This is a genomic window from Sulfurimonas sp. (assembly GCF_041563035.1).
In the GTDB taxonomy this organism is placed as follows: Bacteria; Campylobacterota; Campylobacteria; order Campylobacterales; family Sulfurimonadaceae; genus Sulfurimonas.
In genome coordinates this window covers 11,787-38,342 of the sequence record NZ_JBFFNS010000014.1, presented here as the reverse complement: position 1 = coordinate 38,342, position 26,556 = coordinate 11,787, and the positions used below count along the sequence as shown (strand labels likewise).

Sequence of the window (26,556 nt, the reverse complement as noted above, 5' to 3'; positions counted from 1 at the left end):
TCTGGATGCAAAGAGTTGAGCGTGAAATAGCAAGATTGATAGAAGAAGTTGATTATGACGAGGTAACTCGTCTCTTTAATATGCTCTCTGGTGGTAAAAGACTTAGAGCAAAACTGATTTTAAAGATTGCTCCCCAACATGAAAAAGCTCCACTATTAGCGGCTATAGTTGAGCTGATACATGGAGCAAGTCTACTTCATGATGATGTAATCGATGAGGCAGTGACAAGAAGAGGTGTAGCTTCTGTTAATGCAACAGATGGCAGTAAAACAGCTGTAATGTTAGGAGACATTCTTTATTCAAAAGCTTTTACAGAGCTTGTTGAGTTTGACAAAGATATTGCAAAAGTGATAGCAGCCTCTGTAACAGCACTCTCTAAGGGTGAGATGCAAGATGTGAAGATGGCAGACGAGTTTAACGAAGATGAAGATAAATATCTTGATATGCTTTATTTAAAAACTGCTACTCTTATCGAAGCAGCGGCCTACGCATCTGCACTACTAGCCGGTAAAGACGCAAACATGTATGGTGTTTATGGAAGAAATCTAGGTCTATCGTTTCAAATTATTGATGATATACTAGACATTACTGCTGACTCAGATACACTTGGTAAACCTGCTATGAATGACTTTGTAGAAGGTAAATGTACGCTTCCTTATATCTATCTCTACAAAGTTTTAAATGATGAAGATAAAGAAAGACTAAAAAGTTCACACGCGAAGCATATAGATGAAGATGAAGCTCTTTGGATAAAGCAAAAAATGCAAGAACATAAAAGTGTCGAAAACTCATTTGAACTCGCCAAAAAGCTATCTCATGAAGCAATGCTTGCTGTAAAAGATGACCAAGAACTCATTGATATATTACAAACTATGATTAAAAGAAGTTACTAATGCACTATCTAAATATAAGTTTTTCACATAAAAATTCTACTATGGAAATTAGAGAAAAGTTGTCATATCCTGATGATGAACATATTAATGGATGTCTAACAAAACTAAATGAAAGTGAAGCTATAAACGAGACTATTCTTATATCTACTTGTAACAGAATGGAGATATTTTGTAGTTGTAGTGATATTGTCGCAGCAACTCAACATATTTTTGATAAGTTAACAGCTCGTGCCGGAATTTCTATAGAAGAACTTGAAGGTCGTGCTGACATATTTGATGATAGCAGTGCTATTCATCACCTATTTACTGTTGCATCTTCACTTGACTCTATGGTCATAGGTGAGACTCAGATTGCAGGACAACTTAAAGATGCGTTTAGGTTTTCATATGATAACGGTCACTGTGGTCAAAAACTGGCACGTGCTATGCACAATGCTTTTAAGTGTGCTGCGAAAGTTAGAAATGCAACTGATATCTCTTCTAAACCTGTTTCAATCGCAAGTGTAGCGGTAGCAAAATTAAAGTCTGTTTTAGATAGTGTTGAAGGTAAAAAAGCACTTATCATCGGAGTTGGTGAGATGTCTGAGATTACAGCAAAGCATATGGTCTCAAACGGTGCAGATGTTTATATAATGAACAGAACAAAAGATAAAGCATTTACTTTGGCAGATGAGTGTGGAGCAAAAGTTTTAGACTTTGATCAACTTCCTCATATTATAAATGAGTTTGAGATTTTATTTACTGCTACATCGTCCCCTGTTCCTATTATTACTGATGATATTATTAAGTCGTGTGATTTTGATCGATACTGGTTTGATTTAGCAATTCCAAGAGATATAATATATCATAAGGGTGAGCGTATAAACCTTTACCAAATAGATGACTTAAAGACAATCGTTGATGAAAATAAAGGTCTTAGAGAAGATGAGGCCAGAAAAGCTCATACAATTATTGGTAGAAGTACTGTAGCATTTTTTGAATGGTTAGATACTTTAAATATAGAACCTATGATCAAAGATATTTATGCAAAAGCTTTTGAAGCTGCAAAAATAGAGAGTGAAAGAGTTATTAAAAACGGATATATTCCAAAAGAGTATGAAGCAGAAGTTCATAAAATGGGTGAGCAGGTAATGAAACGCTTTTTACATGATATGACTACGAAAATGAGAAGTGTATCTGAAGAGTCAAAGTCGGATATGATAACAGGAGCATTGCAATTTTTAATTAAAAATGATAATAAAAATGTTGAAATGCCAGATAAATATAAATGTGAACATGCTCTAAACATAGCACAAAAAGGAAGTAAATGAGAAGAAGTCGCGCCTTTATACCAACAACAAAAGAAGTGCCATCAGATGCAACCCTGCCATCTCACCAGTTTTTAGTAAGAGGTGGATTTATAAACCAACAAGGTGCTGGTCTTTATAACTTTATGCCATTGGGAAAAATTGTACTAGAAAAAATCAGAACAATAGTAAAAGAAGAGTTAGATAAAGCAGGTTGTAACGAAGTACAACTTAGCTTTGTGACACCTATAAGTCTATGGGACAGAAGTGGTCGTGCTGAAACAATGGGAAAAGAGATGCTTCGCATCCAAGATAGACATCAAAATGATTTTGTACTCAGCCCAACAAATGAAGAAGCAATAGTTGAGTTAGTGAAAAATAGAGTCACTTCTTACAAAGACTTACCTTTGAATTTATATCAGATAAATACTAAATTCCGTGATGAAGCAAGACCTAGATATGGACTTTTACGTGGTCGTGAATTTTTGATGAAAGACGGATATTCTTTTCATGCATCTGAGGAAGACATGGTTAGAGAGTTTGATCTTATGGAGGAGACTTACAAAAAGATCTTTACTAGACTTGGACTTGATTTTAGAGTAGTTGAAGCAGACAGTGGGGCAATTGGCGGAACAGGAAGTAAAGAGTTTCATGTTTTAGCAAACAGCGGTGAAGATACTCTTGTTGTCTGTGAATCGTGTGACTATGGTGCTAATATTGAAACTATCTTTGAAAGTGAAGAAGAAGTAGACGCTTATAATGAGAAATCTTATGAAGAGTTGAGAGAGTTAGAGTTAGAGCAAAAGTGTTCTTGTGGAGCTACTCTTTCTTTTAAAAAAGGTATCGAAGTTGGACATATCTTTCAACTCGGAACTAAATACTCTGCGGCACTTGAAGCAAACTTTAGTGATGAAAATGGTAAGCCAAGGCCATTTGAGATGGCAACATTCGGGATAGGTGTAAGTAGACTTGTAGCATCTGTAATCGAGCAAAATCATGATGAAAATGGTTGTATCTGGACAAAAGAGACAGCTCCGTACACTGTAAATATTATGATTTCAAACATCAAAGATGAAGAGCAAATGACACTTGGCGAAGAACTTTATCTAAAACTTTTAGGTGAAAACATTGAAGTTATGTTTGATGATAGAAAAGAAAGATTTGGCTTTAAGATGAAAGATGCAGAACTTATAGGTTTTCCATATACTGTTATAATCGGAAAAGAACTCTCAAATGGTTTTGTTCAAGTGTATGATAGAAAAACAACAGAGAAAATATCAGTAAAAACAGGTGATATATATTCAAAAATAATGGAGTTGATATAGTATGATTTACTTTGTAATATATCTTTTTTTAGAAGTTCTTATCTCTGTTAATATCTCATCAGCTATTGGTGGTCTAGGAACATTTTTTGAGATAGTTTTAACTGCTTTTATAGGTATATCAATATTAGTGAATTTTAGAACAACACTATTACATAACATTACGGCAGTATCTTATCATGCTATTGATCTAACGGAGTTTCAAAGACTGAATCTTTTTACGATCATTGGTGCAATCTTACTTATAATACCAGGTTTTTTGACTGACATAATAGGTGCATTGATGCAGTTTAGTGTTTTTACAAGTATACTTGTTAATCGTTATAATATAAAATCAGGTAATTATAAACCAGATCACAATCAAGAAAACATAAATAATATAGAAAAAAATATACAAAAGGATTCAAATGTCATTGATGTTGAAATTATTAGCGACAGCTCTACTACTAAGTAATTTTTTACAAGCTTCTACTTCAAATGAAGATGTAGAAAAATTTTTAAAAAAATCATTTGAGGGTAACCCAAATATAATTAAACTAAGTGTTAAAGTTGAACAGACCATTGTTTTAGAAAAAGTAAAAGGCTGGAGTGCATATATAGTTGGTGTGGATGCTACAGTAAAAGCTAAGCAAGGTAGTCGCGATGTCAAGCAAAAGATGATATGGTTCTCAAATGGAGATACTATCTCTCCTGACCTTATCGATGTTAAAACAGGCATTTCTCTAAAAGAATCTGTTTCTCCATCATTTGAATTAAAATATTATAAAAAAGAGAATCTTATTTATGGAAATGCAGATGCTGAGCATAGAGTGGCAATATTTTCAGACCCATTATGCCCATTTTGTAGAAACTTTGTCCCAAAAGCAATAAACACTATGAAAAAAGATCCAAAGAAATTTGCTATATATTACTATCACTTTCCTCTTCCTTCACTCCATCCTGCAGCAGTAGAGTTAGTTAAAGCAGCGGTTGCAGCTGAACTACAAGGTGAAAAAGACGTTGTACTTAAACTCTATACTGTAGAAGTAGACTCTAGAGAAAAAGATATAAATAAAATACTAGCAGCATTTAACAAAACAATGAAGACTAATATTACACCTGAAGACTTAAAATCAAAAGCTGTTATGGAACATATTAACAGTGATCTAAATATTGCAAACAATTTAATGGTCAATGGAACACCGACTATGTTTTTTGATGATAAATTAGATAAAACAAAAAGAAAATTCGAAAAGGTTAAGTAGAGAATGAAAAAATTAGTAATAGCGACTAGAGTCTCTGATTTGGCATTGTGGCAAGCATATCATATTAAAGACAGAGTTGAAGCAGCCTACCCAGATATTACAGTTGAGTTAAATAAGATCGTAAGTAATGGGGACAAAGTTTTAGATAAACCATTAGCACTTATCGGTGGTAAAGGTCACTTTACTAAAGAACTTGAAGATGAGATGCTAGCTGGAAATGCTGACATTGCTGTACATAGCTTAAAAGATGTGCCAACATATATTCCTGAGGGTTTAGAACTTGTAGCGGTTACTGAGCGTCAAGACCAAAGTGATGTTTTCTTATCTCACAAATATGCGACTCTTGAAGATTTACCACAAGGGGCAGTTGTAGGGACTACAAGTCTTAGAAGAAGAATGCAGCTTTTGCAACAAAGACCAGACTTACAGGTAAAAGACTTGAGAGGTAATGTAAATACAAGACTTAGAAAATTATCTGAAGGTCAATACGACGCAATTATTTTAGCATACATCGGTCTTCATAGATTAGACTTATTAAAAGACATTCCTTATACTCAAAAATTATCGCTTGATATGATGATACCACCAATGGGACAGGCTGCTCTGGGTATAGAAATAGTTCTTGGAAATGATAAAGTAAGGGAGATAGCTGAAAGTTTAAAAGATGAAAAAACATTTATCTGTACACAAATTGAGAGAGATTTTATATCTAAAATAGGGGCAGGTTGCTCTGCTCCTGTAGCTTGTAATGCGGTAATTGACGGTAGTACAGTTGTATTTAGAACAATGATCGGTTTTCCTGACGGTACAAATGTGATGCATGAAAAAATCACTAAAAATCTTGATAAATGTGAAGGTCTTGGATCTGAAATGGCTAAGCTTATGATAGATAATGGTGCTATGGAGTTACTAAAAAATGCAGAAGCTAATGCATTTAAAGATGAAATGCCACAAAGACTGTAAATGAAAAAACTCATAATTGCGACAAGAGGCTCAAAACTTGCACTATGGCAGTCAAACCACATTAAAGATATTTTAAAAGAACAAAATCCTGGTTTAGAAATTGAGCTGAATGTTATCGCTACAAAAGAGTTAGAAGAATCAATTCTTAACGGTGAAGCTCATATAGCAGTTAACTCACTAAAAGACGTTCCTATAAAAATTCCTAAAGGCTTACTTTTAGCCGCAATAACTGAGAGAGAAGATGTTAGAGACACTCTTTTATCTCAAAAATATGCAGATATTGACTCTTTACCAAAGGGTGCAGTAGTCGGCACTTCTTCACCTCTCCGCCGCATGCAAATGGGAAAAATCAGACCAGATATTAAGATAAAAGAGTTGAGTGGAAATATTGATACAAGAATTGAAAAACTCAAAAATAGTGAGTTTGATGCCATTATATTAGCAGCTGCTGGAATCAACCGTTTAGGCCTTTTAGACGAAGTTGAACATATTTATCCAATTTCACTTTATGAGATGATTCCATCTATGGGTCAAGGCGCCTTAGGTATAGAAGCTATTGATAATGATGAAGTTTTAAAGATAGTCAAAGGACTTGAAGATGATTACAGCAGAGTTGAGACAACAATAGAGAGAGATTTTATAGATGCACTAGATTGTGGTTGTCATGCACCGGTAGGTGTAAATGCTACAGTTTTAGAAAATAATGATGTAATTATAAAAGCAGTATTAGGTATGCTTGACGGTACAAGTATACTTAGTGATTCTAAACTTACGTCAAGAGAAAATTACGAGAGTGTTGGCCGTGAAATGGCACAACAATTTATAGACAGAGGTGCTAAGGATATACTAGCACATGCTTAAGAAATAATGGAAGATAAATAAATATGAAAAAAACTATAGAATTATTAAGAAAAAACGGTGAACTTAAAGTTATTGAAGATGAACTTGATATTTATCTTGAAATTCCTCACTTAGCATATGCAGAAGTAAAGAAAAAAGATGGCGGTAAAGCTATTTTATTTACTAATGTTGTAGATAAAAAAAGTGGTACAAAGTTTGATGAGCCTGTTTTCATGAATGTATTTGGTTCATATAAACGCTGTGAACTTCTTTTTGGACGTACAATCGAATCTGTCGCAGATGAGATAACTAAACTGCTTCATATGAAACCACCTGCAGGCTTCATGGATAAAATATCAATGGCAAGTGAGCTTTTTGCACTTAAAAATATCTTTCCAAAGCGTTTAAAAGGAAAGGGTGCTTGTCAAGAAGTTGTATATTTAAATGAAGACATTGATCTTGCAAAACTACCTGTTTTAACTACTTGGGAACAAGATGGTGGACCATTTATTACTATGGGTCAGGTATATACACAAAGTTTAGATGGAGAGATGGTAAACCTTGGAATGTATAGACTTCAAGTTTATGACAAAGATCATCTAGGTATGCATTGGCAGATTCATAAAGACTCGTCTCATTTTTTCGACCAATATCAAAAAGCCGGCAAGAAGATGCCTGTTTCTGTTGCTATAGGTGGAGATCCACTTTATACTTGGTGTGCAACTGCTCCACTTCCATACGGTGTAAACGAACTTTTAATGTATGGTCTTATTAAAAAAGAACCGGCTAAATTGGTTAAATCTTTAACAACACCACTACATATTCCTGCTGATGTTGACTATGTTATAGAAGGTTGGGTTGATACGCAAGAGATGAGAATAGAAGGTCCTTTTGGTGATCATACTGGTTATTATACTTTAGAAGAGCCATATCCGGTAATGCATGTTAGCGCAATAACTACTAGAAAAAAACCAACATTTTTAGCTACTGTTGTTGGTAAGCCACCGTTAGAAGATAAGTATATGGGTTGGGCAACCGGTAAGATATTCTTTCCACTTTTAAAGACTACTGTGCCTGATCTTATAGACTACCATATGCCTGAAAATGCAGGTTTTCACAACTTAATACTTGCCAAGATGCAACCGCATTATAAAGGGCATGCTAAACAGTTTATGCATGCTTTTTGGGGCGCTGGTCAGATGAGTTTTGTTAAACATGCAATATTCTTGGATGAAAACTCTCCAAAATTGGATAACTATGAAGCGCTGACTTCTTATATACTTGATCGATTTACTCCAAAATCTCTTTTTATATCTGAGGGAATTTTAGATGCACTTGATCACTCTTCACCTGAAACATTAGTTGGTGGGAAACTTGGTATAGATGCTACTGCAGCTTACAAAGTAGAAGCTCCTCAGCTTTTAGGTGATGAAGAGCTTTTAGAAAAAATTCAAGAGTTAATACCAGATGCTACAGGTGTACATCAGTATATGAGACGTACTAAAAATCCTGTCACTGTAATCAGTCTGAATAAGACTAAAAATGCAAAAGAGTATTTTGATGCACTTATAGATTTAAGTACAAATATCAGAATTGTTATTTTTGTGGATGAACAAAAGAATGATATATTCAATCCATATATGTTGATTTGGCGTGTTACGAATAATATGGATGCCTTAAGAGATGTTTTTATTACAGGATTGATGGTTGGAGTTGATGGAACAAATAAGAGTTCTTTAGATGGATTTACACGTGAATGGCCAGATGATGTTGATTGTACCCAAAATGTGGTAGATGAATTAAAGAAAAAAGGTTTGTGGGACTTGGATGAGAAGCTGAATAAAGAGTTTCAATTATAGTTGATTTCATTACAAAATTGTGATTTTTATTTTTTATAAGGTTAATATAATATTTTCTAATGTAATATGAGAAATAACAATTTTGAGGTCCCATGAATGAATAAAGTCTTTCTATTATTTATAACTTTTTTTATACTTTCTTTGTCTCCATTGAGTGCTGCTGTCTACAAAGGTCAAAAGGTCTTTGTTAAAAAATGTGTTAAATGTCATGAAGCTGGACAAGCATTCATAGCAAAGAAAAAGATTAAAATCTGGAAAAATCTTATGAAGAAAAAGGGAAAACCTTTGGCTGATCTTCATATGAAAAGTAACAAGGCTGAAAAGTCATGGAATTACTTTGAAAGTAAAAAATATTACAAAGATTCAAAACATCTTAAACAGTTTTTAGTAGAATATGCTAAAGATAGCGGTAATGTACCCGCCTGCGATTAATCTGTAAACTCCTCTTTAAACAACTTTAGATAAAATACCAAACTTTTTAATATTAAGAGGCGCAAGTGCCGATGGCACTCTGCCGAAGAGAACCTAGTGTTAATGTAGGTAGTGGAAACATCGTACCCATTGTTGGGTATACTTCCGATACTGTAATTATCAGATAAGATGGTTCCCTTCATTTTATGAAATAAAATTAAGGAAATACCCAATGGATAAAATGTGGTCAGGTCGCTTTTCTGCGAGTGCTTCAAGTTTATTAGATGAATTTAACGCTTCAATCATGTATGACAGAAAGTTATATAAAGAAGATATTGAAGGTTCACTAGCTCACGCTGCGATGCTTACAAAACAAGAAATTTTAACTACTGAAGAACTTCGTCAAATTACTGACGGTTTAAACCAGGTATTAAGTGAAATAGAATCAGGCGAATTTGAATGGAAAATAGGTGATGAAGATCTTCACATGGGGATTGAGAAGCGCTTAACTGCTATTATAGGGGATGCAGGTAAAAAGCTTCATACTGCTAGAAGTAGAAATGATCAAGTTGCTGTTGACTTTCGTCGCTGGGTTTTAAAAAGAAACCTTGACTTAGTAGAAGCTCTTAAACTTTTAATGAAAGAGATTTTAGTTGTTGCAGAAAAACATACTGAAACACTAATCCCTGGTATGACACATCTCCAACATGCTCAACCAACTAACTTTGGTTTTCACCTTGGTGCTTATCTTTCTATGTTTAAACGTGACATTGCTAGATTTGAAGACTCATACAAGAGAAACAATGTATCTCCTCTTGGTTGTGCTGCATTAGCAGGCACTCCACATAATGTAGATAGAGATATGACAGCACAGCTTCTAGGTTTTGACAGCGTTAGTGTTAACTGTTTAGATACGGTAAGCGATAGAGATTTTGCTTTAGAGATTCTATTTAATATTTCAACAATGATGATGCATATTTCAAGACTTTCAGAAGAGCTTGTTATGTGGTCGAGTTATGAGTTTGGATTTGTAGAGCTAAGTGATGAATACTCCACAGGTTCATCTATTATGCCACAAAAGAAAAATCCTGATGTACCGGAACTACTTCGTGGTAAAACTGGTCGCGTTTATGGATCACTAATGGGACTCTTAACTGTAATGAAAGGTCTTCCTTTAGCATACAACAAAGATACTCAAGAAGATAAAGAGGGTGTTTTTGACGCGGTTGAGACTGCACAGATATCTCTAGAAATCTTAAAAGAAGCTATAAAGACCATGGAAGTAAAAGCTCATAATATGAAATCAGCCTGTTCTGTTGGACATTTAGCCGCTACTGATTTAGCTGATTATTTAGTTGAGAAATGCGGTATTCCCTTTAGAGAAGCACACTTTATTACTGGACATGCTGTTGCTAAGAGTGAAGAATTGAAAATTGATTTAAGTGATATAGAGTTCAAACACCTTAACGAGATCGATTCAAGAATAAGCGAAGATGTATTAGAGTTTTTAGTTCTTAAAAATTCTATGAATGCAAGAACTTCTGCCGGTGGTACTGCAACTGTTAGAACTATAGAGCAGTTAAATGATTTTAAAAACTTTTTAGAGGAGTAGGCTTATGAAGGTAAGTGTTTCACATAAAGATGGAATGAAGTTTGAAGCTAAGACTTCTAAAAGCAGTTTTGTTATTGATTGTCCTGTTATCTCTCCTATTGAATATTTTTTAGCAGGAATTATTACATGTAGTGCTACAGATATAGTCTTGATTCCAAAGAATCAAGATAAAACTGTTACAGACTTGGTCGTAGATGGAGAAGTTGTAAGAAATGAATCACATCCATGTAAGTTTAATACGCTGCATCTGACATATAGTTTTAACTCAGACGGTGATGATACAATGGCAGCTCGCTGGGTTATGGCATCTTTAGAGACCTACTGCTCAACTATTAATACTATTCGTGATACTACAGCTATAACTTACTCAATCACACATAACGGTAAACTTATCCGTGAAAACGAACAGATGATTTCTGGTGGTGGCTCAAACATAGATATGGGTGAAATAGAAAGCTGCCCATCTTAAGCTGCTAAACTTCTTTATTCCCAAGTTCTCTTGGGAAGACTTTTTATTACTTCTTTTTATATATTTTAATTTTTAGAAATTGATACAAAAAATAATCCGTTTATTTATAATCACTGTTATAAAATATTTTAAATATTTTATATGATATAATGTTTGTATATAAGCTGTCTGTTTTAAACTAATCTACGATTATAAAAGGATTTGTTTTGGAATTTGTAATAGAAAAAGCTAAACCTGAAAATAGGTCTGAGATAATAGATGTCTTAGCACCGTGGAATCTTCATAAAATACCTTCTCCAGAAGCATTGGAAATTGATTTTGACTTTTTCTTTGTAGCAAAAGTTATGGGAAAGATCATTGGAGTTTCTGGATATCAATTACTTTCAAAGGATACGGCAGAGACAAGATCCCTTGCAGTTTATCCGGAGTTCCAAGGTTCCGGTATTGGTAAAGAACTTCAAGATATCAGACTTGAAGCCATGTCTAAAGCCGGAATCAAAAAAGTCATAACATATACCGATAGGCAAGAGACTATTACTTGGTATAAAAAACATTATGGATATGTACAAACCGGAACAACTAAAAAAAAGTCTGACCATGGACTTAAAGATGTTGGTATCTGGACAAGACTGGAACTTGATTTAAAAGAGTACATAAATAATAAAGCTATTATAGTTAGAGATAAACTTAAATATATAGAGTTAAATGAACCAGCTCCACTATCAGCTTATAAACCACTTATAATAAATGTGGCACTTACCGGAATGGTACCTACAAAAAGACTTACTCCTCATGTTCCAATCTCAGTAAATGAAATTATAGAAGATGCAATAAAAGTTTATGACGCAGGAGCTAGTATCGTCCATCTTCATGCAAGAGATAAAGATGGTGTTCCAGTGTCAGATGCTAAGTATTTTGAAATAATAATCTCTACATTAAGAAGAGAGAGACCAGAGCTTATATGTTGTGCTACTACTTCTGGTCGTGGAGGGATTAGTTTTGAAGCGCGATCTGAAGTTTTGCATCTGAGTGGAGATGCTAAACCTGATATGGCTAGCCTGACACTTGGGTCACTTAACTTTATATCTGGTGCTAGTGTTAACTCTATTGATACTGTTCAACGCTTGAGCATACTGATGAAAGAGAAAAATATCATGCCTGAACTTGAGGTTTTTGATACCGGCATGATAAATATGGCAAAATACCTTGAACGTCATAATATTATAAGCGGGATTAAGTATTTTAATATACTTATGGGAAATCTAAATACGGCACCTGCTACTTTAGGTGATCTTTATCATATATACTCATCACTTCCTGATAACTCTATTTGGGCTGCTGCTGGGATTGGAGATTTTCAATTACCGATGAATATGGCCGCAATAATTGCAGGTGGAAATGTTCGTGTTGGTCTTGAAGATAATATTTATTATGACAGTGCTAGAACAAAGTTAACAACAAATCTAGAGTTGGTAGAGCGTGTTGTAAGAGTGTCAAATGAGCTTGGACGTGAAATCTCTACTCCAGCACAAACACGAAAAATATTAGGACTTTGATATGTATATGCAACATACCCGTAACTTTACTTTTAATCTAAACAGTCCTAAAAAGTTTAACTTTGACTTACTGGATGATTGGTTGGTCTCAGCACTTAAAATAGAGATAAAAGATCAGAAGGGCTCTAATATACCAATGGAGTCATTGATAAAGAGAGAGTTACTGTTTATACGCTCACTGATGCAGGCTATCTTACTGCCATATTTTGATACAGGTACTCTTTTAAAAGTAAAACAAGATAAGAAAATACCTTTACAATGGAGTGCGAGTGTTGCTCTTGTGTATATAGAAAATATTCCTGATATATGCTACGAGATGATAATTAACTTTGCAATAAAAAATATTTACTGGATGATGAATACTCAACTAACAGATGAAAATAGAGAAAAATTATATGAGAGAATTGAAAAAGAGATTATACATAAACTAAAAGGAGTTAGTGGCTCTGGCAAGTCTACTATCCCAATACTAACTGCGGTATATGATAAAAAGATACCATTTTTTCATTTGGGTGGCGGCACATACCAGCTTGGGTATGGTTCAAAATCAAGACTAATAAATCGTAGTACCAGTGATTTGGATTCAAGTATCGGTGCAAAGCTTTCTAATGATAAGATGATGACATCAAATATTGTACGTATGGCTGGTCTGCCTGCTCCTGTTAACGCAGTAGCAAACAGTGTTAAAAATGCGATAATAATAGCTAGGAAGATAGGGTGGCCAGTTGTTGTAAAGCCTGTAGATGCTGATCGTGGTGAAGGTGTCACTGTTGGAGTTAGAAATGATAAACAATTAAAAATTGCATTTGAGAAAGCAAAACGATTTTCAAGATCAAAAAGAATAATTATAGAGAGAGAAGTTAATGGAGTGGCACATAGAATTTTTATAGCAAAAGATAAGTTAATATATGCAGTAAAACGTTTACCGATTTCTATAGAAGGTGATGGAGTAAAAGAGATCTCTGACCTTATTAAAGAAGAAAATGAGACTATAAGAAATAATCCACCATGGTTACGCAAAAAAATATTTCCTGATGATAAAGAAGCAATTGAAGTTATAAAAAAGTTAAATTATTCACTAGCATCTATACCTAAAAAAAAAGAACTTGTTCCGCTAAGAGTTATTGAGTCTACAGCATCTGGCGGTACACCTCAAAATGTTACAGATATCATTCATCCTGATAATACCGATGTAGCAATAAGAGCGGCTAGACTATTCGGACTTGAAGTTTCAGGTATAGACATTATCAGTGAAGATATCACAAAACCATGGCATGTAAATGGAGCTGTAATAAATGAAGTAAATTTTGCACCGGCATTTGGTGTAAGTGAAATAGCTAAAAATTATATCTCTTCTTATCTTGATCTTATATTGGATGATGATGGCAATATACCAATCATTGTTGCAGTTGGTGGAAGCCTGGCAATGGAAATAGCTTTAAAAGAACAATCTGAATTGATGCAAAAAGGAATATCTTGTTTTGTAAGTAGTCACAATGTAACAATAAATGGATTAAGAAAGGGAATGATACTTCCATTTAAAAGCTTATACAAAAGATGTAGAGCACTTTTAATGAACCGCCAAGTAGAAGCAATTATTTTAGTAGTTCAAACAGATGAATTTTTATATAGTGGTCTTCCTTGTAGTAATATTAAGAAAGTAATAAATGCAGATGACAAACTTATCTCATCAAAAAATTTACAAAATAAAGTATCACAGGATAGAGTAGAGGCTCTAATAAAGTTAATTAACGGGGAATAGATGCATTCAAAAGAGATAAAACAGCTTTTAAGATTACAGAATGAGCCTTGTATATCTGTTAGTGATTTAGAAGCTCATGATATACTTATAGCCAACTCAATAGAGTTTATGGATGAGTTAAAGCAGTCATATATTGATTGGGGAGATGGAGAAAAATGGGTATATGTTCCTAAAAAAAAGATAATTTATACACCTGATATTAAAGGTGACTTTCGTGTTATGCCTTGTATAACAGATTTTAAAGATGGCATAAAAGCTGTTAAAGTTATAGGTACAAATGAAGAAAATAGGACTATAAAAGATAAAATAAGTGTTGGTAAAATGCTTCTTATCGATTGGTATGATAATTATGTCTATGCAACAATAGATGCTTGTGTGCTTTCTTCTTTTAGAACTGCTGCAATAAGCCTTTTAGCATATTCGCTTATATATAAAGAAAATAATTCTGTTGGATTACTTGGGCTTGGAAGAATAGGTTTTTATACAGCAATTCTTTTGCATAGATGGTTAGGAGTGACTCAGGTTAACTGTTATGATCCAAATTCAGTAATAAGTGAGAAGTTTGAAAAGCTAGTATCATTTTATGCTCCTGATTTGAGTATAAGTCTATTAGATTCTGAAGATACAATTTCACAGTCAAGCTCACTTTTTTTAGCAACGGATTCAGAAACTTCTATACTAAACTCAAACAATAGCTCACATCTGAAGTTTGTAAGTAGTGTGGGTGCAGATGCTAATAATCTCTCAGAACTAGATGAGACTCTTATTGATAAATTTGAGATTATTACTGACTCTATTCAATCAATGCTTCTTGGTGATATGAAGATATGGAAAGAGAAGGAATTATTATCAGAAGAGAATGTGACGGAGTTAAAAGATATAATGAACTCAATGGTCAGTATAGAAAAAAATACTCTATTTATATCAACTGGAATCGCTGTTCAAGATGCGCTTATTGGCCAGTTTATCATAAATAAGTTTTCACACAAAATATAAATTCCATGACAAAATGCCATTTTTTTTACATTTATTGATTTTATACTCTAAAATATAAAAAATTAAGATGTAAGGAATATACTATGTTAGAAATGGCAACAGTTTTAATAGCAACGGGAGTATTGATGATAATAGCATATGAGTTCTCACATGCTATGCAAAAAAGAGAGTGGGGAGAAAACTCTAAAAGTATTTTTTAGAGTTTTACTATAAATAAATCAACTACCATAGAGCCTGTAATAAGCACTCATTCTTTGAGAAACTCTTTTTAAATAGTGCTTTGGCTCTTCATATCTTAAATCCCTCAAAAGCTTGTTATAAACTTCTTTAGGTGACTTTGTATTTATCATCGGTGCCGCTTTTCTCATATCATACTTCTTTGTAAAAGCCCATGCTATGTTTCCAGCACCAGTGTTGTAAGCAGCTATTGTACAAAATAGTTTACTATCTGGATTCTTTATATCTTTTAAATATTTGTAGTAAAGTATATGTAGATAGGCAGTACCCATTTTAATATTGTTTGAACTATTGTACAGATAGCTTCCAGAGACAAGTTTTTTCTTTTTATATAAAAAATTATATGTATCTATACCTGCTGTTCTTGGTACTATTTGCATAAGTCCGTACGCAGGTATATGAGATCTGGCTCTTGGGTTGAAACTACTTTCCGTATGCATGACAGCAAAAACCAACGCCATTGGAAGTCTTTGCAGTTTTGCATTCTTTTTTACTTCTTCGTAGTAGATCTTTGATCTTTTAATCATTGTATCTTCAGGAAGAGCCACATTTAGTGAATAAATTTTTGCATGTTTTACTTTTGTTGACTCTTTAGCTTTTATACTATCATACTTAACATATTTTTCTACATATGCTTTAACACTTTCTTGAGTTGGCTGCTTTTTAAATATTATAGTAGATAATATTGGCTCTGCTTTAACTTCTCCAGTAACAACCCCAAAAGGCTTCTTGATTTTTGATAGCCTTTTTTCCAAAGGGTCGGTTTCTTGAACAGTTTTTGTATCTACAGTTACTACTTTTGCAAGAGCTATCAGAAGTTTTTGTTTTGCTTCCTCTGGTGAGGAAGCAATCGTCTCTAGCGTTATTGTCTCTTTAGAAAAATCTACATCAGTTCTCGTTTGTTTATCTTCTGTGTAAGAGACCCATTTTTTCTTTGTAGATATTTTTGGTTCATCCCAGAAAACCGCAAGCTCTTTTTTGTAAGCTTTGTAAGCTTTGTTCTGTTCTTCTTGGTATGTTTCAAACTCTTCTTCTTGACTTTTTTTATAAATGCCAAACTGCTTTTTTTCTTGATTGAAACCTTGCATCTGCTGGTTCTTGAAATCTTGTGCACTCTGCGCGACAAGCGTAGAAGTAACACATGCAACTAGTAGTAGTTTTTTAAACATTTTTAGAAGTGACCCTGTGGATCTGCATCACTGAAATGACCCCATTTTAGTCTAGCACCACCAAGAACATGGAAGTGTAAGTGCTTAACTTCTTGTCCACCATTATCTCCAATATTTGTAATAACTCTGTATCCGCTTTCTTCTATCTTTACTTCTTGTGCAATCTTTTGAATAAACTTTGTCATATTTGACATCATCTCACCACTGACATCATTAAAACTATCAACATGCACTTTTGGTATCGCCAATATGTGCAATGGAGCTTTTGGATTGATATCATGAAATGCGATGAAATTATCATCTTCTAGAATAATATTTGAGGGTATCTCTTTATTTACGATTTTACAAAATAAACACATTTTTTTTCCTTTTATATTGAGGCTAATAAGTAAATTATAGCACATAAAATGATAAATGAAGCTATATATAAATTATATTTGACTATAATCTATTTTAAAATTTAAGAGGGTTTAGCCCTGCAATTATGGAGACTCTATTGAAAGAGTGGTATGACAAAATAAAAGAAGCCCAGAGTGTTGAGAATCTTGAAGAGATTCGTATTTCTGTGTTTGGGAAAAAAGGTGTTCTTGCAGCAGAATTTGCTAAGATGAAGACAGCACCAAATGAAGAAAAATCAAAAATAGCTAAAGATCTAAATACGCACAAAAGCTCACTTATGAATGAGATGACTGCAAGAAAAATAACTCTTCAAACACAAGAGTTAAAAGAAGCTATGAAAGCAGAATCAATAGATGTTTCTATGTTTAGTGTTTCCTCAGAAGCAGGTGCATTGCATCCTGTAATGGAGACAATGGATAGAATCGTAGAATATTTTAGCGCTATGAATTTTGCTGTTAAAACAGGAAATATGGTAGAAGATGATTTTAACAATTTTGAAGCTTTAAATCTACCAAAATATCATCCGGCAAGAGATATGCAGGATACATTTTATTTTAAAGATGAGATGCTGCTTCGTACTCACACTTCTCCTGTTCAAATTCGAACTATGATGAGTCATAAACCACCAATTCGTATGATAGCTCCAGGTGCAGTATTCCGTCGTGATTATGACATCACTCATACTCCAATGTTTCACCAAGTTGAGGGACTTTTAGTTGATGAAGAAGGAAAAGTTTCTTTTGCTAACTTGAAGTATATTTTAGAAGATTTTTTAAAGTTTATGTTTGGTGATGTAGATGTACGTTTCCGTCCATCTTTTTTCCCGTTTACAGAACCGTCTGCAGAGGTAGATATCTCTTGTGTATTTTGTAAAGGTAAGGGCTGTAGAGTATGTTCTAAAACAGGCTGGTTAGAAGTTTTAGGATGTGGAATAGTTGATCCAAATGTTTTTGAAGCAGTAAACTATAAAGATGTTAGCGGATACGCTTTTGGTTTAGGTGTTGAGAGATTTGCGATGTTGATACATCATATTGGAGACCTTCGTTCACTATTTGAGGGAGATATTAAATTGTTGGAGCAGTTTCAATGATAGTTACTAGAAGTTGGTTAAATGAGTGGGTTGATTTAAGTGGAATCACTACAGAAGATTTAGCAAAAACATTCAATGCAATTGGTTTAGAAGTAGATCGTATTCATAGTTATGAAATCCCTAAAAAAATAATTGTAGGTAAAGTTTTAGAGTGTGAAAAACATCCTGATGCAGATAAGTTAAACGTTTGTAAAGTAGATATCGGAACAAGCATTCGTCAGATTGTTTGTGGCGCTTCAAATGTTAGAGAAGGACTTGATGTTGTAGTCGCAACTATCGGTGCTGTTATGCCAAATGGTACAGTTATTAAACCTGTAAAACTTCGTGATGTTGAGTCTGAAGGAATGATCTGTAGTGCGAGCGAAATCGGTCTTGAAGATTGCCAAAGCGGAATCATAGAGTTAGACAGTAGCATCGGTAAGTATGAACTTGGTCAAGAAGTTTCTACTCTTCCTACATTCGCTGATGATCTAATAGAGATAGAGTTAACCGCAAATCGTGGTGATTGTCTAAGTATTAGAGGCGTAGCAAGAGATCTAAGTGCAGCATATGATAGACCTATAAAAGAGACTAATATAAATGAAGATGAGGACAGAAGAGTTGGTATAGGGCGTATTTTAAGCCTTTCTCACGAAAATGGACTAGACGTTAATCTTCGCTATAGAGCAGTAGATTTAAAAGATTTAACACTTCCTTTTATTGTAAGACTTAGACTTGCTCAAATAGAAGATTCTAGAGAAGCCGACATAGAAGCATTAATGCTTTATGTTACTCATAGTAGCGGTGTAATTTTAAGAGCATATAACTATGGTTTCTTTTGCGGTGAAAATGAGACTATGGCAAAAGTTGAACTTAAAAAAGATGAAAATGGATATGCGGCTATTATGTCAGATGAAAAAGCTTCAACTGTCGGAATTATTCAAGAGGACGCTTCTAAAGTGACTTATAATGAGGGAACTGTTCTAATAGAAGCAAGCTATATCCCACCTGATATTATCTCTAAAAAGATGCAAGAGACTAAGATAGATTCTGGTCCAATGTATTACAGAACATCAAGAGGAAGTGAGCCTGAGTTAAATCAAGGTCTTAATTTCTGTTTAAATCTTATAGAATCAAATTCTAATTCATCTGTTTTTGGTGGTACTATAGAACTTTGCGACTCTTATGAAAATAAGATTGTAAGTGTTACAAAAAAAGAGATCGATGAAATAGTCGGTGCTGAGATAGACAAAGTTAAAATTACTAAGATTCTTAGAAACTTAGGTTTTGGTACAACTAAATCATCATCAGAAAACTTTGTAATTTCTGTACCTAGATTTCGTCATGATATTTCTCATAGGCAAGATATTGTTGAAGAGATTGTTCGTCTTGTTGGAATTGATAATATCCCGTCAAAACCTTTTATTTTTTCTGAGTCTTCTAAACTTGAAGATGATTATTTTGAGTACAAAAAGCGCAGCATCTATAGACATAAAGCAGCACAAAGCGGCTTTTTTGAAAACGTAGCCTTTGTATTTGATGAGAAAAAGGTTCTTAATGAATATGGATTTAATACTACAGATGAAAATTTAGAACTTTTAAATCCTATTGTAAATACATTTGATACTTTAAGACCAACTCTTATGACAGGTCTACTAAAGGCAGCATCTCAAAATGTTAAAAATGGGATTGAGTCAGTTAAGCTTTTTGAAGTTGGTTCAATATTTAGTCCTTCAAGAGCAGAATCTTTAAAGATGGCTTTTCTTTTTAGTGGAGACACACAAAAAGAAAATTTGGCAAATGCCGGAAAACCGCAAAAAATAGATTTTGCTCTTTTTACGCAAAAGATTTCTGATATTATAGGTGCGTTTGAACTTCGTCAATATGAAACTTCGCATTTGCTTTCTCATATTTACCAATGTGCAGAGCTATTACAAAATGGTGAAGTGATTGGTGAATTGTTCCGTGTTCATCCGACTGTAGAAGATAGTTATGGACTTGAAGCAACATATATGTGTGAACTAGATTTTGTGAAACTTTCATATGGACTTAAAATTGCAAAAAAATCATCTAAATATCAAGCTTCTTTTAGAGATTTAAGTATTATTATGCCAGAAGCTATGAGTTATGAGAAAGTTAAAAGTGTTATAGAAGCATCTGCAACTCAAGAGCTTATAAGATTTTATCCTGTTGATAAGTACAGCGATGAGTCTTTAGGTGAGAATATGAGTCTTTCTATTCGTTTTGTACTTCAGTCATTTGATAAAACATTAGAAGAAGATGATATTACTTCATCAATGGATGCTATTTTAGAAGCTCTTAACAGTGAATTAGGAATTGGTCTGAGATGAGTAGAGTAGAAGTAAGTAAGGCAGATAGATTTTCATTAAAACTAAATAATATTGCTCCAGATAAATCTATTTCACATCGTAGTGCTATGTTTGCAATGCTTGCATCTGGCACTAGTGAAGTTACAAACTTTTTAAGAGCAGAAGATACACTAAACTCTTTAGAGATTGTAAAAAATCTTGGAGCAACAGTTGAAGATGATGGAAAGACCATCAAAATCTCTTCAGATGGTATAAAAGAGCCATTTGAGATTCTTGATTGTGGTAATTCTGGAACAGGCATAAGACTCTTTTGTGGCTTACTTAGTTCAGCTAACGGACACTTTGTTTTAACAGGCGATAAGTATTTACGTAAGCGCCCAATGAAACGTGTGACAAATCCTCTTCGTGAAATAGGCGCTGTTATAGATGGAAGAGAAGATTCTAACTTAGCACCGCTTAGCATCCGTGGCGCTTCACTTAAAGCATTTGATTATGAAAGTAAGATAGCATCTGCTCAAGTTAAGTCTTGTATGATACTAGCAGCTCTTCGTGCTGATGGAACTTGTTCATATACTGAACCTGAACTATCTCGTGATCATACGGAGAGAATGTTAAAAGGTATGGGTGCTGATATAGTTGTAGATGGTCTTAAAACTACAATTAACCCTATGAAAGAGCTTCTATCTCCTCTTACTATAAGAGTTCCAGCTGACCCGTCAAGTGCATTTTTCTTTGCAGTAGCAGCTGCTATTACACCAGATTCTGATATTATTTTAGAAGGTGTGACTCTTAATCCTACTCGTATAGAAGCTTTCAAAGCATTAGAAAGAATGGGTGCTAATATCAGTTATGAGTTAACAGATAATAGATATGAGCCTATTGGAGATATACATGTAAAGTATGCTCCACTCCATGCTATTACAGTTGAAGATAATATTTCATGGCTTATAGATGAACTCCCTGTATTATCTATTGCGTTTGCATGTGCTACTGGTGAGTCTGTTGTCAAAAATGCCCAAGAACTTCGTGTAAAAGAGTCTGACAGAATCTCTACTGTTGTAGAGGGTCTACGTGCTGCAGGCATAGAAGTTCATGAATATAAAGATGGTTATAGAGTTGTTGGCGGTGAACTTAAATGTGCTACTGTGGATAGTGATGGTGATCATAGAATAGCTATGAGTTTTATTATCGCTGGTCTTAGAAGCGGCATGAATGTAACTGATTTAGACTGTATAAATACATCATTTCCAAACTTTTTTGAATTACTGCAAAAAATTACAAAAATAGAGTTTAAGTAAGGTGTTTACCTGGCAAATTGTAAAAATAAATAAAACAACCTCTCGCCAATAGGCGTAGCTTTAGTGAGAGGAATTTATCAAAGAATTCACTTCTTTGGTAAAGGAGACAAATAATAATGAAAATTGAATTAGCTGAGAATTATGGATTTTGTTTTGGAGTTAAGAGAGCTATTAAGATAGCAGAAGAAAATAAAGAGTCTTCGACTTACGGTCCTCTTATTCATAACTCCAAAGAAATTGCCAGACTTGAAAAAGATTTTAAAGTTGGTCTTACAGATGATCATAAAAGCTTTAGTCCTGGTGATAAAGCGGTTATCCGTACTCATGGAATTCCTAAAAATGAGTTACAAGAGTTAAAGGATAACAAGGTTGATGTGGTAGATGCAACATGTCCATATGTAACAAAACCACAACAAATTTGCCAAGAGATGAGTGAAGCAGGTTACGATATCATTATTTTTGGTGATGAAGCTCACCCAGAGATAAAGGGTGTTAAGAGTTATGCTACTTATGGGGCTACTGTCGTTACATGCCCTAAAGATTTAGAAGATTTAAAATTAAAAGATAGAATAGCTTTAGTTGCTCAAACAACAAGAAAAGTTGAAGACTATATGGAAGTAGCTAATTATCTAATACCAAGACATAAAGAAGTTAGAGTATTTAATACTATTTGTAATGCAACCTTTGAAAATCAAGAAGCTGTTAGAAAAATTTCTAAAAAAGCTGATGTTATGATTATTATAGGTGGGAAAAACTCATCAAATACAAAACAACTATTTAGCATCTCAGATGATTATTGTCAAAATAGCTATCATATTGAAGATGAAAATGATTTAGACTATGATTGGTTTAAAGGCAAAACATTTTGCGGCATAAGCGCAGGTGCATCTACTCCTGACTGGATTATTCAAAATGTAGTCGACTCTATCCAAAAGAATGTTAATAAATAGCTTTTTTATTAGTATTCACCACTTCTCTTTATAAATTAATACTAAAATCAACATTATTTAGATATAATCACGCAATTTTTATGTAACAAGAGGATAGGTAATGGCGTTCGATAACGAATCATTTGAAGAAGAAGAAAATTTTGCAGAGATGTTTGCTGCAACAGAAAAGCAGCAAGAATCAAGTCGCATCGTAGAGGGTGAGATTGTTGAGATTCAAGCAGACGAGAATAGAGCATTAGTTGGTGTTGGCGATAAGCTAGAAGGTATTGTTAGCCTTGATGAGATCCGTGGTGAAGACGGTGAGCTAATGTTTAGTGCTGGCGATAAGATTAAAGTAATGGTTATGGGATACTACAATGAGCGTCCTAAGATCTCTTATAGAAAAGTTTTAGAGCAACAAAAGACTATTGACTTTATAGAACTACACAAAGAAGACTTTGAAGAAGTGATTATTGAAGGTGTTATAACTAAGAAAAATCGTGGTGGATACGTTGTAGAAGCTGATGATGTTTCTTTCTTTATGCCTCGTTCTTTAGCTGCTTTCAAAGATGGTGACGATGTTGTTGGTCGTAAAATTAAAGCTCAGGTTGTTAAAGTAGATGCTGCTGAGAACTCTATTGTAGTTTCTCGTCGTAAATTATTTAACGAAGAACGCAAGAAGAAAAAAGAGATCATTGACAAATTAATGGAAGATGATGTAATTGTAGAAGGTACAATCAAAAAAATCACTAGCTACGGTATGTTCGTAGATGTTGGTGGTGTTGATGGTTTAGTTCACTATAATGAAATCAGCTACAAAGGTCCAGTTAATCCATCAAAACTTTATAAAGAAGGTGATGTTGTAACTGTTAAAGCTATCTCTTATGACAAAGATAAAAGACATCTTTCTCTATCAATAAAAGCTGTTCAGCCAGATCCATGGGCAGAAGTTGAAAGTGAATTAGATGAAGGTGATACTATTACTGTAACTGTTTCAAATATTGAAGCATACGGTGTATTTGTTGATCTTGGAAATGATATTGAAGGTTTCTTACATATCTCAGAAATCACTTGGGATAAAAATGTTAAAAATCCTAATGATTATTTAACTGTAGGTCAAGAGATTGATGTTGAAGTTATCGAAATAAATCCTAAGACTCATAAACTTCGTGTTTCTCTAAAAAGACTTTTACCAAAACCATTTGATGAGTTTGTTAGAAACTATAAGGAAGGAGATGTAGTAACTGGTACTGTTACATCTCTTACTGACTTCGGTGCGTTTGTTCGTGTTGGTTCAGTTGAAGGTCTATTACATAATCAAGATATCTCTTGGGATAAAAATGTTAAATGTAAAGATGTTTTAAAATCAGGCGAAGAAGTTGAAGTTAAAATTGCGAAAATCAACGCTGAAGATCAAAAAATATCTTTAAACCGTAAAACTCTTTTAGAGAGCCCAATAGATAAATTTGCTACAAATAACAAAGTTAACAGTGTAGTAACTGGAACTATCCGTGATATTAAGGATTTCGGTGTATTTGTTTCTTTAGAAGATGGTGTTGACGCACTTATTCGTGATGAAGATTTAGCTCCATTAGTAAAAGAAGAGTTAGAAGCTGGTCAAGAAATTGAAGCTGCTATCGCTGTTATCGATACTCGTAGAGACCGTATCCGTTTATCTGTTAAAAAATTAGACTACATTAAAAATCAAGCACTTTTAGAAGAGATAAATGATAATTCATCTAACTCTTTAGGTGACCTGATAAAAGATAAATTCCAATAAGATGCAAAAAGTATTAAAGTGGTTTACTCCAGTCCTAGCACTTGGAGTTGCCATTTTTATTATCTTTTTTTTAATCTCAATAAACCCTTCACAAGAACTTGATTATGTTGAACCACTTGAACATAAGAGTGAAGTTGTTCAGCAAAAATCTAAAGAAGTCTGGTTAAATCATTTTTCTAAAACTGAAAGACTAGGGTATTTTTATCCTGTAAATGAAGCTTATATAGAAATTGATTTAGTTGAGAAAATAATTAGTAATACTATTTATAAACTATCCGCCTCTCTTTTAGATCCATATCAACTTTTCTGTTTAAAAGAAGAGTTAAAACAACATAAATTAAGATATTATCTCAAAAGAGATAAAAGCAGTGTAGAATTGCTTATCTATTCAAAAAATATTGAAAAATTAAACTCTTTAGTTAGAGTCTTGAAAAATTATCAAATTTCAGCCAAAGTAGAGCTGTATAAAGAGGATGTATAATGAAAAAACATACAATCGTAGTTTGTGACCATATTCACGAAGCTGGTTTAGAGATGCTTCGTAATGATGAAAATATTAATTTTATAATGGCAGCTGATGAAGATAAGGTAAAACTTCTTGACATCATTGCAGAATCAGACGTAGCTATAACTAGAAGCTCTACTGATGTAGACGATAAGTTTATACAAGCTGCAAAAAATATGAAAGCAATCGTTCGTGCCGGTGTTGGTGTGGATAATGTTGATATTGAAGGTTGTTCTAAAGAAGGAATCATTGTTATGAATGTTCCTACTGCAAACACTATTGCTGCAGTTGAACTTACAATGGCTCACATGCTTTCATGCATGAGAATGTTTCCATATTCTCATGATCATCTTAAAAACCAAAGAATCTGGAAAAGAGAGAAGTGGTATGGATATGAGATGAAAGGCAAAAAGTTAGGTGTTATCGGTTTTGGTAATATCGGTTCTCGCGTAGCAAAACGTGCTAAATCATTTGAGATGGATATTATTGCTTACGATCCTTATATACACCCATCAAAAGTTACTGATCTTGATATGACTTATACTAAAAGTTTTGCAGATATTTTAGCTTGTGATATTATTACTATTCATACACCTAAAAATAAAGAAACTCTTAACATGATTGATGAAACTGAGATTGCTCAGATGAAGGACGGTGTAGTACTAATTAACTGTGCTAGAGGCGGTCTTTATAATGAAGAAGCACTTTATAACGGTCTGAAATCTGAAAAAATTCGTTTTGCAGGTATCGATGTATTTAACAAAGAACCGGCTACTGATCACCCATTGTTAGATTTAGAAAATATTGTTGTATCTCCTCACTTGGGTGCTAACACTTATGAATCTCAATACAATATCGGTACACAAGCAGCCCAAAATGCTATTGAAGCAGCTAAAGGTATCTCTTTTTCACACGCAATGAACCTGCCAATAGATGAGAGTAAAATACCATCATTTGTAAAACCATTTTTAGAGATGGGACAAAAAATTGGTTTCTTAGCATCTCAGATCAATAAGTCTCAAATCATAGCTATAAAAGTTAGTGGTCAAGGTGAGATTGCTGAGTATGTTGATTCTTTATCTACTTTTGTAGCTGTCGGTTCTATGAGTCAAAATTCTAGTGACACTATTAACTATGTTAACGCAGAATTTGTGGCAAAAGAAAAAGGTATTAAAATTGAATCAGAAGCTCTTAATGATTCTGCTGTATTTAAAAACCTAATTACTGTAAAACTTACAACTGCAGAAGGTACAACTTCTATCAGTGCAACAATTTTTGACGACGGTGTTAAGCGTATTGTAGCTATTGATGGTTTTGATATAGAAGTGGCTCTTAAAGGAGATATGATTCTATTTAAAAACAGTGATGTGCCTGGTGTAATTGGAAGTATAGGTTCTACACTTGCAAGAAACAATGTTAATATTGCCGACTTCTCATTAGCTAGAAACAAAGATGCAGAAGCTTTAGCTGTAATCTTAGTTGATAATGCAGTTAATGAAAAAACTCTTGGCGAATTAGCTTCATTAGAAGCTTGTTTGAGTGTAAATTACGCAAGAGTTTAACCTTTTATTTAAACCTCTTCTTGAGGTTTAAAACTTCTATAACATTTGTGATATAATAATTAAAA

At 33.7% G+C, this 26,556-nt stretch carries 23 protein-coding genes; 21 read left to right on the top strand and 2 right to left on the bottom strand.

What is annotated here, in order from left to right; translation table 11 throughout:
- The first annotated feature begins 5 nt into the window (after positions 1 to 5).
- The 14 genes from ABZC13_RS09740 (at position 6) to ABZC13_RS09675 (ending at position 15,213) form a co-directional block, all read left to right on the top strand.
- Positions 6 to 893, top strand: coding sequence for a polyprenyl synthetase family protein (locus tag ABZC13_RS09740; RefSeq protein ID WP_373002890.1), 888 nt, complete (start codon positions 6 to 8; stop codon positions 891 to 893).
- On the top strand, positions 893 to 2,203 hold the full coding sequence (hemA, locus tag ABZC13_RS09735; RefSeq protein WP_373002888.1) for a glutamyl-tRNA reductase: 1,311 nt from the start codon (positions 893 to 895) through the stop codon (positions 2,201 to 2,203). Before ABZC13_RS09740 ends, hemA begins: the two co-directional genes overlap by 1 nt.
- Entirely contained in the window at positions 2,200 to 3,504 is a 1,305-nt protein-coding gene (gene proS, locus ABZC13_RS09730; protein ID WP_373002886.1) for a proline--tRNA ligase, read from the top strand. The genes hemA and proS overlap by 4 nt, the downstream gene beginning before the upstream one ends.
- A 1-nt stretch (position 3,505) precedes the next feature.
- Complete coding sequence (locus ABZC13_RS09725; protein ID WP_373002884.1) at positions 3,506 to 3,955, top strand: FxsA family protein; 450 nt, start codon at positions 3,506 to 3,508, stop codon at positions 3,953 to 3,955.
- Entirely contained in the window at positions 3,909 to 4,745 is an 837-nt protein-coding gene (locus ABZC13_RS09720) for a DsbA family protein (protein ID WP_373002882.1), read from the top strand. The genes ABZC13_RS09725 and ABZC13_RS09720 overlap by 47 nt, the downstream gene beginning before the upstream one ends.
- Positions 4,746 to 4,748: 3 nt before the next feature.
- Complete coding sequence (hemC, locus tag ABZC13_RS09715; protein ID WP_373002880.1) at positions 4,749 to 5,708, top strand: hydroxymethylbilane synthase; 960 nt, start codon at positions 4,749 to 4,751, stop codon at positions 5,706 to 5,708.
- On the top strand, positions 5,709 to 6,569 hold the full coding sequence (hemC, locus tag ABZC13_RS09710; RefSeq protein WP_373002878.1) for a hydroxymethylbilane synthase: 861 nt from the start codon (positions 5,709 to 5,711) through the stop codon (positions 6,567 to 6,569).
- Between the two features lie 23 nt (positions 6,570 to 6,592).
- Positions 6,593 to 8,407 carry a menaquinone biosynthesis decarboxylase gene (locus ABZC13_RS09705; protein WP_373002876.1) on the top strand — a complete coding sequence of 605 codons (1,815 nt, stop codon included), beginning with the start codon at positions 6,593 to 6,595 and terminating at the stop codon, positions 8,405 to 8,407.
- A 96-nt stretch (positions 8,408 to 8,503) separates the two neighbouring features.
- Positions 8,504 to 8,839 carry a cytochrome C gene (locus ABZC13_RS09700; RefSeq protein WP_373002874.1) on the top strand — a complete coding sequence of 112 codons (336 nt, stop codon included), beginning with the start codon at positions 8,504 to 8,506 and terminating at the stop codon, positions 8,837 to 8,839.
- Between the two features lie 211 nt (positions 8,840 to 9,050).
- Complete coding sequence (gene argH, locus ABZC13_RS09695) at positions 9,051 to 10,430, top strand: argininosuccinate lyase (RefSeq protein ID WP_373002872.1); 1,380 nt, start codon at positions 9,051 to 9,053, stop codon at positions 10,428 to 10,430.
- A 4-nt stretch (positions 10,431 to 10,434) separates the two neighbouring features.
- Positions 10,435 to 10,899 (top strand): OsmC family protein, encoded by a 465-nt coding sequence (locus tag ABZC13_RS09690; RefSeq protein WP_373002870.1) that lies wholly within the window; start codon positions 10,435 to 10,437, stop codon positions 10,897 to 10,899.
- A gap of 206 nt (positions 10,900 to 11,105) precedes the next feature.
- Entirely contained in the window at positions 11,106 to 12,455 is a 1,350-nt protein-coding gene (locus ABZC13_RS09685; protein WP_373002868.1) for a GNAT family N-acetyltransferase, read from the top strand.
- A 1-nt stretch (position 12,456) separates the two neighbouring features.
- Positions 12,457 to 14,217: a carboxylate--amine ligase gene (locus ABZC13_RS09680; protein WP_373002866.1), complete on the top strand. Its 1,761-nt coding sequence runs from the start codon at positions 12,457 to 12,459 to the stop codon at positions 14,215 to 14,217.
- Positions 14,218 to 15,213 (top strand): hypothetical protein, encoded by a 996-nt coding sequence (locus ABZC13_RS09675; protein WP_373002864.1) that lies wholly within the window; start codon positions 14,218 to 14,220, stop codon positions 15,211 to 15,213. It begins immediately after the preceding gene.
- Between the two features lie 218 nt (positions 15,214 to 15,431).
- Here ABZC13_RS09675 and ABZC13_RS09670 read toward each other — a convergent pair whose 3' ends face one another.
- On the bottom strand, positions 15,432 to 16,619 hold the full coding sequence (locus ABZC13_RS09670) for a transglycosylase SLT domain-containing protein (RefSeq protein ID WP_373002862.1): 1,188 nt from the start codon (positions 16,617 to 16,619) through the stop codon (positions 15,432 to 15,434).
- A 2-nt stretch (positions 16,620 to 16,621) separates the two neighbouring features.
- The gene (locus ABZC13_RS09665; RefSeq protein ID WP_373002860.1) at positions 16,622 to 16,978 is read right to left on the bottom strand and encodes a histidine triad nucleotide-binding protein; all 357 of its coding nucleotides are present in this window, start codon (positions 16,976 to 16,978) and stop codon (positions 16,622 to 16,624) included.
- 125 nt (positions 16,979 to 17,103) lie between these two features.
- Between ABZC13_RS09665 and pheS the strand changes: the two genes are divergently transcribed.
- The 7 genes from pheS (at position 17,104) to serA (ending at position 26,491) form a co-directional block, all read left to right on the top strand.
- On the top strand, positions 17,104 to 18,108 hold the full coding sequence (gene pheS, locus ABZC13_RS09660) for a phenylalanine--tRNA ligase subunit alpha (protein ID WP_373002858.1): 1,005 nt from the start codon (positions 17,104 to 17,106) through the stop codon (positions 18,106 to 18,108).
- Positions 18,105 to 20,438, top strand: coding sequence for a phenylalanine--tRNA ligase subunit beta (gene pheT, locus ABZC13_RS09655; RefSeq protein WP_373002856.1), 2,334 nt, complete (start codon positions 18,105 to 18,107; stop codon positions 20,436 to 20,438). Before pheS ends, pheT begins: the two co-directional genes overlap by 4 nt.
- Positions 20,435 to 21,715 (top strand): 3-phosphoshikimate 1-carboxyvinyltransferase, encoded by a 1,281-nt coding sequence (gene aroA / locus ABZC13_RS09650; protein ID WP_373002854.1) that lies wholly within the window; start codon positions 20,435 to 20,437, stop codon positions 21,713 to 21,715. The genes pheT and aroA overlap by 4 nt, the downstream gene beginning before the upstream one ends.
- A gap of 116 nt (positions 21,716 to 21,831) precedes the next feature.
- Positions 21,832 to 22,665 carry a 4-hydroxy-3-methylbut-2-enyl diphosphate reductase gene (locus ABZC13_RS09645; RefSeq protein WP_373002852.1) on the top strand — a complete coding sequence of 278 codons (834 nt, stop codon included), beginning with the start codon at positions 21,832 to 21,834 and terminating at the stop codon, positions 22,663 to 22,665.
- A gap of 100 nt (positions 22,666 to 22,765) precedes the next feature.
- Positions 22,766 to 24,424 carry a 30S ribosomal protein S1 gene (locus ABZC13_RS09640; protein ID WP_373002850.1) on the top strand — a complete coding sequence of 553 codons (1,659 nt, stop codon included), beginning with the start codon at positions 22,766 to 22,768 and terminating at the stop codon, positions 24,422 to 24,424.
- Between the two features lies 1 nt (position 24,425).
- Positions 24,426 to 24,905 (top strand): hypothetical protein, encoded by a 480-nt coding sequence (locus tag ABZC13_RS09635; protein WP_373002848.1) that lies wholly within the window; start codon positions 24,426 to 24,428, stop codon positions 24,903 to 24,905.
- Positions 24,905 to 26,491 (top strand): phosphoglycerate dehydrogenase, encoded by a 1,587-nt coding sequence (serA, locus tag ABZC13_RS09630; protein ID WP_373002846.1) that lies wholly within the window; start codon positions 24,905 to 24,907, stop codon positions 26,489 to 26,491. Before ABZC13_RS09635 ends, serA begins: the two co-directional genes overlap by 1 nt.
- Positions 26,492 to 26,556 lie beyond the last annotated feature (65 nt).